Here is a 12,678-nt window from a genome sequence, read left to right as displayed (position 1 = left end):
GCGGGCAGGCAGGGTGGGGGAGGGAGAACGTACGGTACGGCTGGAGGGACGTTCCATGCCCACCTGCACCACGCGAGACGGTGTCGAGATCTTCTACAAGGACTGGGGCCGGGGCCGTCCCGTGGTCTTCAGCCACGGCTGGCCGCTCAACGGCGACGCCTGGCAGGACCAGTTGAAAGCGGTCGCCGACGCCGGATTCCGCGGTATCGCACACGACCGGCGCGGCCATGGCCGCTCCACCCCGGTCTGGGACGGCTACGACTTCGACACCTTCGCCGACGACCTCGACGACCTGATCACCGGCCTTGACCTGCGGGACGTGACCCTCGTGGCGCACTCGATGGGCGGCGGCGAGCTGGCCCGCTACATCGGCCGGCACGACACCGCCCGGGTCCGCTCGGCCGTCCTGCTGTCCGCCATCACGCCGGTGATGATCAAGTCGGACAGCAACCCCGAGGGGGTGCCGGACGAGGTCTTCCAGCAGATCAAGCAGGGCATCATCGACGAACGTTCGCAGTTCTGGAAGGACACGTCGGAGGGGTTCTTCTCCGCGAACCGGCCCGGCAACAAGGTCACCCAGGGCAACCGCGACGCCTTCTGGCACATGGGCATGGCCGAGACCATCGAGGGCGGGGTGAAGTGTGTGGACGCCTTCGCCCACACCGACTTCACCGGCGATCTCGAGAAGTTCGACGTGCCCACGCTGGTGGTGCACGGCGACGACGACCAGGTCGTCCCCATCGACGCCACCGGCCGCAAGTCCGCGAGGATCATCCCCCACGCCGAGCTGAAGGTGTACGAGGGCGGCAGCCACGGCATGGCCCTGGTGCCCGGCACCAAAGAGAGGTTCAACGCCGACCTGCTGGAGTTCCTCCGCCGCTGACCCCACTGGCTCCGCCGGCTCCACGGACCCCGCGGACCGGTCGGACCGCGCGGTGCGAGCGGCCGGCCTCAGAGGCGGCTGTACTGCTGGATGTCCTCGGTGAACTCCTCGACCGCCCGCGCGGTGAGCGTCGGCCGGGTGTCGGTGATGGCCGTCAGATAGTCCTCGGTGGTGGCCGGCCGGCCCTGGGGATCGTTGACCTCGCGTTCGAATGCCGCCTGTGCGCCCTTGCGTGCGGCGAACTCGATGTCGGCCGGGGTGAACAGCTCACTGGCCCCGACCAGGCGCGGCACGTCCACCGTGGCGCCGGCGGCGCCCAGATAGCGGGTCCAGATCGCCGCGCGGGCGGTGTGGTCGGGCGGGCCGATGGGAATGACGTAGTCGAACCGGCCCGGCCGCAGGAAGGCAGCGTCGAGCGAGCGTACGGAGTTGGTGGCACAGACCAGCAGCCGTTCGTCGTGCTCGCGGAAGCCGGGGATGAGCTTCAGCAACTCGTTGGTCACCCCGTGCCCGGGATCGACCGCCTTGCCGGACCGGGCGCCGGCGATCTCCTCGACCTCGTCGATGAAGAGCAGCACCGAGTCCAGGTCCGCCAGATCCGCGAAAGCCTCCCGCAGCGCCGCGGCGAGTCCCTCGTTCGTGTCGGTCGCGAGCCGGGACGGGAAGAGCTCCACGAACGGCCAGCCGAGTCGCGAGGCCACCGCCTTGGCGAAGCTCGTCTTCCCGGTGCCGGGCGGGCCGAACAGGATGACCGCCTTGGGCGGCACGACGCCGTAGCGGTCGGCCAGCGCCGGCTCCGTCAGCGGGAGCACGACACGGCGTTCGACGACCTGTTTCTCGCGTTCCATGCCGGCCATGGCGTCCCAGAGCCCGTCGGACTGCATACGGCCGCCCAGAGCCGCGAGGACGTCCACGTTCGCGGCCCCGGGCGGTTCGACCTTCTCGTAGTAGATCAGGTCGCCGCGGGACCGGTAGCCGGAGTTCTCCAGCGCCGTGGTCCCGGCCGTGCGGGCGGGCAGCAGCGCGCTGATGTGGCGGATGCCCATGGCCCTGAGCCGCCGCTCCAGCTCGGCGAGGAGAGCGCTGCCGATGCCCCGCTTGCGCCACCGGGAGGCGAGCGCCACCAGCAGGATCCACGCCCGCTTCCCGCACGCCTCCGCCACGGCCATGCCGACCAGCTCGTCGCCGACCGCCGCGACCACCGCCGTCTGACTGGCCTTGGCCGCGGCCATCACCTCGGAGATCGGAAACACCCGGTCCTCGTCGGTGCGGCGGCTGTGGTCCCAGATCTGGACGGCCTGGTCGAGATCGTCGTCGTGATAGTCGCGTAGATGCCATGCGGGCATCGCCACCACCTCACAGGGTCAGGGGACCTCATTCTCCCCGTGGAGGCTGCGGGGAGCACTTCGAGCCGGGACGGCCGGGCGGTGTGCGGGCGGTGTACGGGTCCGGCGGCGCCCGGAGTGGTCAGCCCGCCTGCTGCCTGTGCGCCGCGGACCGGTGGGTGAGGGGTTCGCGCAGCCCGAGGTGGGAGCGCAGCGTCGTACCGGTGTACTCGGTGCGGTACACGCCGCGCTCCTGCAACTCCGGGACGAGCAGGTCGACGATGTCGTCGAGGCCGTGCGGGATCAGGTACGGCGTGATGTTGAAACCGTCGATCGCGCCGTGCCGCACGAAGTGGGCGAACTTGTTGGCGAGAGCGGACGGGGTGCCCACGTGGCCGCGCTGGGGGCCGAGCGCGATCACTGTCTCGCGCAGCGACCAGCCGTGCGCCGCCGCCTTCGCACGCCACTCGGCCACCACCGCACGGGGGTCGGCGATGCGCCGCGCGCCGAAGGAGCCGTCGTTGTCGGTGATGACCGGATCCTCCTTCGGCAGCGGGCCGTCGGCGTCGTGGTCGGCGAGGTCGATGCCCCACAGCAGTCCGGCGATCCCCAACGCGGTGGCGGGGGTGACCTGTTGCAGCCGGATCCAGCGCTTCTTCTCCAGCGCCTCCGCCTCGGTGGCGCCGAGGATGATCTCCGTGCCGGGCAGGATGCGCAGGTCGTCGTCGGGCCGTCCCACGGCCCGCAGCCGGCGCCGGATGTCCTCGGCGAAGGCGAGCGCGTCGTCGAAGTCCGAGCCGTGCGCGGAGAAGATGACATCGGCGTTGCGGGCGGCGAAGTCGCGGCCCTCGCCGGAGTCCCCGGCCTGGAAGATGACGGGGTGGCCCTGGGCGCTGCGCGGCAGGGTCGGGGCGAGGTCGATGTCGAACTGCGGTCCGCGGTGGCGCACCTGACGTACGGCGGTGGGCGCCGACCACGCGGGGGCGCCCGCGGAACCGGCGACGGCACCGTCCTCCCAGCCGTCCCAGAGGGCGCGGGCCACGGTGAGGAACTCCTCGGCGCGCCGATAGCGGTCGGCGTGGTCGAGATAGCCGCCCCGGCGGAAGTTCGCGCCGGTCCAGGCGTTGTCCGTGGTCACCACGTTCCAGCCGGCGCGGCCCGCGGAGAGCAGGTCGAGGCCGGACAGGCGGCGGGCGAGATCGGCGGGTTCGTTGAAGGTGGCGTTGGAGGTGGAGACCAGGCCGATCCGGCGGGTGACGGCGGCCAGCGCGGCGAGCTGGGTGAGGGCGTCCGGGCGTCCGGCCACATCGAGATCGTGGATCCGGCCGTCGACCTCGCGCAGCCGCAGCCCCTCGCCGAGGAAGAACGCGTCGAACAGCCCCCGTTCGGCGGTCCGGGCGACTCGGCGGAAGGAGGCGGGGTCGATCTGGGAGCCGCTCTCGGGGGCGGACCAGACGGTCCAGTGGTTGACGCCCTGGAAGAACACACCCAGGTGCAGCCGGGCGTGCGGCCGGGGGACGTCGAGGGGGTCGGTGCGGGTCATCGGGCTTCCTCCTGGGTGGCCGCGACGGTATAGCGGCTTGCGGGGCGCTGCAGACCCAGGGCCGAGCGCAGGGACGTGCCGGGCAGCGGGCGGGCGACGAGGCGTCGCTCGGTGAGCGCGGGGAGTACGAGTCGGGAGAGGACGGGCAGGTCCTCGTCCAGTACCAGTGGATGCAGCCGTACGCCGTCGACGACCGTGCTCAACTCGTCGAGGAGGGCCGCCAGCCGGCTGGCCGGGCCGGTGTGGCGCAGCCGGCCGCGGTCGGCCCACGGCGCGTGTCGCTCCAGGTCGGCGAGGCGCTCGGCGCCGGTGGCGTCCGGCGTGTCCAGCGCGACCTCGACCTCGGCGAAGACGAGCGGGGTGCCGGCGGCGGACGCGGCGGCGGCGACCGTCGCACGGTCGCGGCCCGCGACCAGCGCGACATCGAGCAGGGCCGCGGGCACCGCGTCGGGGTGGCCCAGGACGACGAGCTGCCCCTGGGGCGGCCGCGGCACGATCGCCGGGCCCTTGACCGCGTACGTCTCTCCGGTGAAGTCGATGTAGTGGAGCCGGTCGCGGTCGAGGTAGCGGCTGGTGGCCACGGAGCGGATGACGGCGTCGTCCTCCCACGAGTCCCACAGGGCGCGGGCCACCGTCACGCCGTCACGGGACTCCCGGGCCCGCGCGGTGGCGTCGCCGACCGGGGGACGCCCCCAGGCGCGGGCCGCCGCGGGCCGGTCCTCCTCCGCCACCACCCAGCCGGCCCGGCCCGCGGAGAGATGGTCCAGGGACGCCAACTGCCCCGCGACATGGAAGGGTTCGGCGTAGGTGACCGGTACGACGGGGGCGATACCGATGGTGCTCGTGGACGCGGCGACGAAGGCCGCCCGCTCCACCGCGCCGATGCGGCCCACCGGATCGGGCGAGGCACCGGGCGGCAGCACGCCGTCGTCCAGGGTGATCAGGGTGAACCCGGCGTTCTCGGCCACGGCGGCGACGTGGGCCACCCGGTGCGGGGTGAGGAGCTGGTCGGGGGAGTGGGCGGCGCGGCGCCAGGCCGCGGGATGGGCGCCGTCGCCGTCGAGTTCGACGGCGAGGTGCAGGGCGGAGCCGGGCATGAGTGATCCTTCCGGGAACACGGGGCAGGCGGGCGCAAGGCCACGACGAGACGGCCGGCGGTGCGGGCCGGCGGGGTCAGATGTGTGCGGAAGGACAGACCGCGGAGGAGGTGCGGCAGTAGTCGACATGCCTTCGGGTGATCAGACGCATACCCGTGCCGGCGCCCCACGGTGCCACGCCAGATACGCGCATCGAGTGCCTCCACCCGTCCGGAACATGCAGGGCCAACGTAAGACGTCGGCCGGTGCGTGTGTCAAGGGCGCCGGCTGTGCACGGGGCGCAGGCTCCCCATGATGAGATCCAGCACATGACTGCTTCCACGGCCGGGGGAGCCCCGGCGAGCGCCGCCTACGACCGGATCGGCATCGGCTACCACCATGTCCGCCGCCCCGACCCACGCCTGGCCGCGCTGATCCAGGAGGCCCTGGCCGGGGCCCGTACGGTCGTCAACGTCGGTGCGGGCGCCGGTTCCTACGAGCCGGACGACGCCGACGTCACCGCGGTGGACCCCTCACGGATCATGCTCGACCAGCATCCCGGCCACCGGAAGATCCTGGCCGGCGCGGAGGAACTGCCTTTCGTGGACGGCGCGTTCGATGCCGCGATGGCGGTGATGACCGTCCACCACTGGCCCGACCCGCGTCGTGGCCTCGGCGAACTGCGGCGCGTCTCCCGCCGGCAGGCCGTCTTCACCTGGGACCCTCAGCATCTGCCCGAGCTCTGGCTGATCGAGGAGTACCTGCCCGAGATCCGGCGGCTCGATCACGCCCGCTTCACGCCGCTGTCGGACGTGGTGGAAGCACTCGACGCGCACACCGTCCTGCCGTTCGCCATCCCGCACGACTTCACGGACGGCTTCCAGGCCGCCTACTGGCGGCGCCCGGAACGCTACCTCGACCCCGTCATCCGGCAGGCCAGTTCCACGTTCGCCCACCTTCCCGCGTCCGTGGTCGAACCGGCGGTCGCGAGACTGCGCGCGGACCTGGCCTCGGGAGCCTGGCGGCGCCGGCACGCGGATCTGCTCGACCGGGACGCCGTCGACTACGGCTACCGCCTGCTCGTCGCGGGGAGCAACGGGTAGGGGGACGTACGGCGTTGTCCCGGACGCCTGGCTGCGCCACCGGCTCCCCGTGCCGTGCCCTCGGCGACCGGGGGCACACACCGTGCCCCCGGTGCGCAGTCCGCGCCGCGTCACTCCGCCGTGGCGTCGCGTGTGCGCTGATAGTGGCGTCTGGCCTTCATCCTGTTGCCGCAGACGGCCATCGAGCACCAGCGGCCCTTGTTGGTCTTGCTGCGGTCGATGAGGAACCGCCGGCACTCCTCGTTGGCGCACGGCCGCAGGCGGCCGGGCATCGTCTCCTGCAACGCGCTCCAGGCCAGCACCGCGTCCACCGCCATCCGGCGGTCCGCGGGGACGTCGATCTCCCAGGACACCCCGGCGGGGGAGAGCCGCGGGCGCGAGGTGACGTCCTCGATGACAGGGGACAGGGACGAGGCCGGACCGCTGCCGCGCACCACGGCCTGGAGGGCGTCGCGCGCCCGCACGAGGTGGCGCCGTTCCTCCGCGGTGCCGCGTCCGCCGTGCGCACGCTGCCAGACCTCGGCCGCCTCCGGGTCCGCGAGCAGGTCCTGGACGGCCCCGCCCACCACCGGCGTGGTGTTGAGGAGCTCCAACAGCACGTCCTGCCGCTCCTGATCGGCCACTGCGCACCTCCTAACCTGATCAGATCGCTTGACAGGTTACCCGAACGGGTTCGCCGCAACCGGCGGCGGAGCGCACGCCGGGTCCACGGCATGCCGCCGCGCTGGCCCGTGACCCTTCGCGGGCGGACGCTGGAGTGAGGGCGACGGCCCGTCCGCCCGGGCGTGGCCCAGCCGCCCCCTCGGGCAACCTAACCATTGAATCCATCTTGACAGGTTAGTGTCGGCATGCTCGACTGGGCTGTGTAACCGATCAAAATTGATAGAAGGGTTAGGGATATGGCTCCCGCCGTACACCACCGCACCACCACGATCGACGGCCTCGACGTCTTCTATCGGGAGGCCGGCGACCCGAAGGCACCCGCGGTCGTCCTCCTCCACGGCTTCCCGACCAGCTCCCACATGTTCCGCCACCTGATCCCGGCCCTGGCCGACCGCTACCACGTGATCGCCCCGGACCACATCGGGTTCGGCCAGTCCGCGATGCCCGCCCTGCGGGACTTCCCGTACACCTTCGACGCCCTCACCGACATCACCTCCGGTCTGCTTCAGCACCTGGGCATCGACCGGTTCGCGATGTACGTACAGGACTACGGCGCCCCCATCGGCTGGCGGCTCGCGCTCAAGGACCCGGAACGCATCACCGCGATCATCACGCAGAACGGCAACGGCTACGAGGAAGGCTTCGTCAAGCCCTTCTGGGACGGTGTCTTCGCCTACGCCGAGGCGCCCGGACCGGAGACCGAGGCTTCCATGCGCGGCGCCCTGACGCCCGAGATCACCCGCTGGCAGTACGTCAACGGCGTCGCCGACCCCAGCCTGGTCAGCCCCGACAACTGGGTCCACGACCAGGCGCTGCTGGACCGGCCGGGCAACGACGAGATCCAGCTCAGGCTCTTCCGCGACTACCCCACCAACGTGGACCTCTATCCGCAGGTCCACCAGTACTTCCGCGACTCCCGGGTCCCGCTGCTCGCCGTGTGGGGCGCGAACGACGAGATCTTCGGTCCCGCGGGTGCGGAGGCCTTCCGCCGGGACCTGCCCGCTGCCGAGATCCACCTGGTCGAGTCCGGACACTTCGCCCTGGAGAGCCACCTGGAGACCATCACCGAGTACATCCGCGACTTCCTCGGCCGCGCCCTGGCCTGACGGACGGCTCCGTTCACCGCCCCCCTCAGCCCCACCCGCCCGGTGCCCGGGACATCCCGAACTCCGGACGCGGCCGGCCCGCGAGGCCCCGCAGCAACTGCCGGTCGTGGCGGGCGACACGAAACGGTTGCCTGCGCGAGGCGTGGCCACGCGGCTGCCGGGGCGATGATCCCCAGGGGCGCGAGCGGCGGCAGCTTCTCCGGCGAGCGCCAGAACGCGGCCCCGCTCGCGGCGGCACGTCTGGGGCGGCCGTCGAACTCCGAGTCCATCAGCGGACGTTCGAGGGCGGCGGTGACCGCGGTGACCTCGGTCATCCGCTTCCCGCAGCGGACGGCGGCCTGCCGCCCGGTCTCGTCCGGCATCGAGACCGGCCGTCTGCTCCTCGCGGGCAACGACCGCTGCGCCATGGGCGTCCCGGCCGGGCAGGTGGACCGGCGGTCCGGATCGGGCGGCATAAGCGGCGCGGACGCTTAACCCGTTCCCGGACAGGCGCCGCGGGCGGCTATAGTGCGGAAACGGAACCTGCGGAAACGCCGGCAGGCCCCTGTATCACGGGGCACCGGTGGTTTCCGACGTCACTGCTGCGAGTCGACCCTCGTGCGGTTCCTTTCTCCGGCTCTCCGTCGCGTCGCCCGATCCGCACGCGATCCGCCTCTCTCGGCGCGGTGAGAGCCGTCCACATCGAGCGACGCGACACCGGCGGGCCCACCGGGCCCGCGGCACGCGCGCGAACACCGCACACGTATGGGGAAGATGACGTGACCGAGGCGATGACCGGTGCCCGGATTCTGGTCCGGGCCCTGGAAGAGGCGGGAGTCGAGATCCTGTTCGGGATGCCGGGCGGGAACATCCTGCCCGCCTACGACCCGTTGATGGACTCGACACGACTGCGCCACATCCTGGTGCGGCACGAGCAGGACGCCGGACACGCGGCCGCCGGCTACGCGAGCGCGACGGGACGGCCGGGGGTGTGCCTGGCGACATCAGGGCCCGGCGCGACAAACCTGGTGACGGCCCTGGCCGACGCCGCGATGGACTCGGTGCCCGTGGTCGCGGTCACCGGTCAGGCGGCCCGCCATCTGCTGGGCACCGACTCCTTCCAGGAAGCCGACATCTGCGGCATCACACGGAGCATCACCAAGCACAACTGGCTGGTGCGCACCGCACGGGACATTCCGCGCACGATCGCGGAAGCCTTTCACGTCGCCACCACCGGACGCCCCGGTCCGGTCCTGGTCGACATCCCGAAGGACGTCCTTCAGGAGCGGGCGCCGTATACGCGGCCCGAGCGCATCGACCTGCCGGGTCTGAAACCCACGCCGCGCCCCCACCCGCAGCGCCTCCGCCAGGCGGCCGAGGCGCTGCGCACGGCTCGACGGCCGGTGCTGTACGCGGGCGGCGGTGTCGTCAAGGCCGAAGCCGCCGCGGAACTGACGCACTTCGTCGAGCTCACGGGCGTACCCGTGGTCACCACGCTCATGGCGCGCGGCGCGTTCCCGGCGAGCCATCGCCGGCATCTGGGGATGCCGGGCATGCACGGCACGGTTCCCGCGGTCGCCGCCCTGCAACATGCCGACCTGGTCCTCGCGGTGGGCGCCCGCTTCGACGACCGTGTCACCGGCGACCCCACGACGTTCGCCCGGCACGCGAAGATCGTGCACGCCGACATCGACCCGGCGGAGATCGGCAAGAACCGCCGGGTCGACATCCCCATCGTGGGCGACGCACGCGAGGTGCTCACCGGCCTCATCGACACGGTCCGCCGGCTCGCCGAGCGGACGCCCTGGGCGCCCGCCACCCGCTGGTGGGACACCATCGAGGCATGGCGCGACGCCCATCCGATGACCTACGAGACACCCGGTGACGGCTCGCTCGCCCCGCAGCAGGTCATCGAGCGGATCGGGCAACTGGCCGGCCCCGACGCCGTGTACGTCTCCGGGGTCGGCCAGCACCAGATGTGGGCCAGCCACTACCTCCCGCTGGAACGTCCTCGTTCCTTCCTGAACTCCGGTGGCGCGGGCACCATGGGATACGCGCTGCCCGCCGCGATGGGCGCCAAGCTGGCGCGGCCCGACACCACCGTGTGGGCCGTCGACGGCGACGGCTGCTTCCAGATGACCTGCCGCACCCTGGCCACCTGCGCCGTCGAGGGCATTCCCATCAAGGTCGCGGTGATCAACAACGCCGGACTCGGCATGGTCCGCCAGTTGCAGTCCCTGTTCTTCGACGACCGCCACTTCGGCACCGACTGCGCCACCCGCCACCTCCCCGACTTCGCCGCCATGGGGGAGGCCTACGGCGGCGTCGGCCTGCGCTGCGACCGCGCCGCGGATCTCGACACCACCATCCACAGGGCCATGGAGATCGACGACGCCCCCGTCGTCGTGGACTTCGTCGTGAATCAACAGGAGATGGTCTGGCCGATGATCGCCGCCGGAGCCTCCAACGACGACATCCGCGTCGCCCGCAGCACCGCCCCGCTCTGGGACACGGCCGACTGAACAGGGCGCTGCGGTGTGCTGTGGCCCTCCGCTCGTGGTGCCGGTGTCAGCGGCCGGCTGCCGGCCGGACCACGCGAGTCGTGGCGGCCACACCCGGCAGGGCACGCTCGCCCGTCAGGAGGGCCTCGCCCGTGGCGTCGCCCTTGAGGTGCTGGTCGAAGAAGGCGGTGGCGTACGCGGTCAGCGCGTTCTGCTGGGTCGCGGGGCCGAGGCCGCGGCCGGGGCAGGTGCTGTCGTCCTCGCCGAGCGCGGTGGGCGGGGTCCACTGCGTGTTGTAGAAGTTGTGGTTCCCGTCGCGCAGCGAGACCGAGTACGCGGGTTCGGTGGTGCGCCCCTCGACGTCGTCCAGGTACTCCTGGCCCGCCTCGCCCACGGCGCCGTCGCAGCCGGAGGTCACGACGGCGACGGGCGTGCGGGTGACGAGGGTGTCGCTGTTGTCCCCCTCCGGCCCGTCGAACTTCACCGGCGCCAGGGCGAGTACGGCGCCCAGGCGGACACCGCCCGGAACCTCGTCCTGGTGCTTGTCCGACGCCTGCCACATCACGCCCTTGCCGCCCCGCGAGTGCCCGACGGTCCCGACGCGCCGCATGTCCACGTGCCCGCGCAGCGCGGGCAGGCTCCGGGCGAGAACTCCACCGCCCGAGGAGAGCTGTTGCCACAGCCGCAGATGCTCGTTGATGAGCCGGGCGCGGTCCCCGTAGTCGAAGGACGTCATGTTGATGCCGTCCGCGCTGAGCGACACGACCACGAAACCGCGCTCGGCGAGGGCCTGACCGAGGTAGTCGTAGCCCCGGTAACTGGGGTACGGCCGCCCTCGCTCGCAGGGCCAGGCCGTGGCGGCCGGGTCGGTGCACGCGTACCAGGAGCCGTGGGAGAGCACCACCAGCGGCAGCCGGCCGCTCACCCGGCCGGGACGGTGCACCACCGCACGGATCTCGCTGACCGTGCCGCTGACGGGGTCGGCGAACGCCGTGTCGCCCAGGTCGTAGGACTCGGTCACGGTCGCGGTCCGCCCCGCGGGACCCGCGTCGGCCGCGGCAGCCACCCCGCTCGTGCCCGTGAGGCCCGCGCCCAGCAGCAGCGCGGCGAGCAGCGCCCCGCCCACGGACCCCCGCGCCCTCGCGTGCACACGTATACGTCGCTTCATCCTGGCTCTCCTGCCCTCGGACCTCGCGGACGGCCGCCATGGCGCGGCGCCCCGCGGCGGAACATGTCCCACCACCCGTACCAGACGACACAGCACGGCACTTGGTTGGGTCCGATGCGGTCGGACGCCCAGCTCCGCGGAGGCGAACACGGTTGCGCCGCGGGTGCTTGCCGGGGGCGGGCACCCGCGGTGACCGGGTCAGCCGAGGGCGGGGTAGTCGGTGTAACCCTGGTGGTCGCCGCCGAAAGAGGTGGCGCGGTCAGGGGTGTTGAAGGGGCCCCCGGCGGTGAGACGCGCGGGCAGGTCGGGGTTGGCGAGGAAGAGGGCGCCGTAGGCGATCAGATCGGCGGTCCCGTCCTCGATGAGGGCCAGTGCGCCGGGGCCGGTGGGCTCGGGGCCGGTGAAGGGGTTGAGCACGAAGGTGCCCGGCCATGCCTTGCGCAGCCGCGTGACGAGGTCGCGGATCCCGGCTGCCTCCATCTGGTGCAGGTAGGCCAGGCCGAGCGGGGCGAGCGCGTCCACGAGGGCGGTGTAGGTGGCCTCCATGTCCGCTCGATCGCTCTCGTCGATGTCGTTGTAGGGGTTGCCGGGCGAGACACGGAAGCCGACCTTGTCCCCGCCGATGGCTTCGGCCACGGCCTTCGCGGACTCGACGGCGAATCGGATCCGCCGCTGCGGGCTGCCGCCCCAGGCATCGGTGCGCCGGTTGGAGTTCGGTGCGAGGAACTGATGGATCAAGTAGCCGTTGGCGCCGTGCAGTTCGACGCCGTCGAAGCTTGCCCGGACGGCGTTGCGCGCTGCGGTGGCGAAGTCGGCGATGGTCTGCGCGATCTCCGTCTCCGTCAGCTCGTCCGGGGTGACGAAGTCCTGCGGTCCCTCGTGCGTGTAGACCTGGCCCGTGGCCGTGACCGCGGAGGGGCCGACCGGTGTGCGGCCCGTGAGGCTCGGATGCCCGACCCGGCCGGTGTGCATCAGCTGAAGGAAGATCACGCCGCCCTCGGCGTGCACGGCATCGGTGACCTTGCGCCAGGCCGTGACCTGCTCGTCGGAGTGGATGCCGGGGGTGTCGGGGTAGCCCTGGCCCACCGCCGACGGCTGTGTGCCCTCCGTGACGATCAGGCCGGCGCTCGCACGCTGCGCGTAGTAGGTGGCCATCAGATCCGTCGGGCTCTTCCCGGGTCCATAGGCGCGGCTGCGGGTCATGGGGGCCATCACGATGCGGTTGGCCAGGCGGATGCCGCCGAGATCGTAAGGGGCGAAGGCCGTAGTCATGGTCGGGTTCCTGTCCGGATTCGGTTGCGCGGCACCATGCGATGCCATTGCCTGTCCGA

At 72.1% G+C, this 12,678-nt stretch carries 10 protein-coding genes and 1 pseudogene; 4 read left to right on the top strand and 7 right to left on the bottom strand.

The annotated features are described in order from the left end of the window. The first annotated feature begins 55 nt into the window (after window positions 1–55). Window positions 56–883 (top strand): alpha/beta fold hydrolase, encoded by an 828-nt coding sequence (locus tag CTZ28_RS13900; RefSeq protein ID WP_121889667.1) that lies wholly within the window; start codon window positions 56–58, stop codon window positions 881–883. A 68-nt stretch (window positions 884–951) separates the two neighbouring features. Here CTZ28_RS13900 and CTZ28_RS13895 read toward each other — a convergent pair whose 3' ends face one another. From CTZ28_RS13895 to CTZ28_RS13885, 3 genes are all read right to left on the bottom strand, one after another. Then, window positions 952–2,238 carry an ATP-binding protein gene (locus CTZ28_RS13895; RefSeq protein WP_259471596.1) on the bottom strand — a complete coding sequence of 429 codons (1,287 nt, stop codon included), beginning with the start codon at window positions 2,236–2,238 and terminating at the stop codon, window positions 952–954. 112 nt (window positions 2,239–2,350) lie between these two features. Continuing rightward, a complete protein-coding gene (locus CTZ28_RS13890) occupies window positions 2,351–3,751 on the bottom strand; it encodes an NtaA/DmoA family FMN-dependent monooxygenase (protein WP_121889666.1) in 1,401 nt (466 codons plus the stop codon). After that, a complete protein-coding gene (locus CTZ28_RS13885; RefSeq protein ID WP_121889665.1) occupies window positions 3,748–4,848 on the bottom strand; it encodes an LLM class flavin-dependent oxidoreductase in 1,101 nt (366 codons plus the stop codon). Before CTZ28_RS13885 ends, CTZ28_RS13890 begins: the two co-directional genes overlap by 4 nt. Before the next feature lie 308 nt (window positions 4,849–5,156). On the opposite strand from CTZ28_RS13885, the gene CTZ28_RS13880 reads away from it, so the two are divergent. Continuing rightward, window positions 5,157–5,930 (top strand): class I SAM-dependent methyltransferase, encoded by a 774-nt coding sequence (locus CTZ28_RS13880; protein ID WP_121889664.1) that lies wholly within the window; start codon window positions 5,157–5,159, stop codon window positions 5,928–5,930. Between the two features lie 110 nt (window positions 5,931–6,040). On the opposite strand, the gene CTZ28_RS13875 is transcribed toward CTZ28_RS13880, so the two are convergent. Further along, entirely contained in the window at window positions 6,041–6,553 is a 513-nt protein-coding gene (locus CTZ28_RS13875; RefSeq protein ID WP_121889663.1) for a CGNR zinc finger domain-containing protein, read from the bottom strand. 276 nt (window positions 6,554–6,829) lie between these two features. On the opposite strand from CTZ28_RS13875, the gene CTZ28_RS13870 reads away from it, so the two are divergent. Continuing rightward, entirely contained in the window at window positions 6,830–7,699 is an 870-nt protein-coding gene (locus CTZ28_RS13870) for an alpha/beta fold hydrolase (protein ID WP_121889662.1), read from the top strand. A 182-nt stretch (window positions 7,700–7,881) separates the two neighbouring features. Here CTZ28_RS13870 and CTZ28_RS48215 read toward each other — a convergent pair. After that, window positions 7,882–8,064: pseudogene (locus CTZ28_RS48215) on the bottom strand (sugar phosphate isomerase/epimerase); the annotation flags it as partial. A 315-nt stretch (window positions 8,065–8,379) separates the two neighbouring features. Between CTZ28_RS48215 and CTZ28_RS13860 the strand changes: the two are divergent. Further along, the gene (locus CTZ28_RS13860; protein ID WP_398655964.1) at window positions 8,380–10,200 is read left to right on the top strand and encodes an acetolactate synthase large subunit; all 1,821 of its coding nucleotides are present in this window, start codon (window positions 8,380–8,382) and stop codon (window positions 10,198–10,200) included. A 46-nt stretch (window positions 10,201–10,246) separates the two neighbouring features. Here CTZ28_RS13860 and CTZ28_RS13855 read toward each other — a convergent pair whose 3' ends face one another. After that, entirely contained in the window at window positions 10,247–11,347 is a 1,101-nt protein-coding gene (locus CTZ28_RS13855) for an alpha/beta hydrolase family protein (protein WP_147481146.1), read from the bottom strand. A 198-nt stretch (window positions 11,348–11,545) separates the two neighbouring features. Then, the gene (locus CTZ28_RS13850; protein WP_121889659.1) at window positions 11,546–12,619 is read right to left on the bottom strand and encodes an alkene reductase; all 1,074 of its coding nucleotides are present in this window, start codon (window positions 12,617–12,619) and stop codon (window positions 11,546–11,548) included. Between the last annotated feature and the right edge of the window lie 59 nt (window positions 12,620–12,678).

Origin of the sequence: Streptomyces shenzhenensis (assembly GCF_003688995.1) — a bacterium.
In the GTDB taxonomy this organism is placed as follows: Bacteria; Actinomycetota; Actinomycetes; order Streptomycetales; family Streptomycetaceae; genus Streptomyces; species Streptomyces shenzhenensis_A.
The sequence above is the reverse complement of the archived record's forward strand: the minus strand, read 5'-3'. Positions and strand labels throughout refer to the sequence as shown.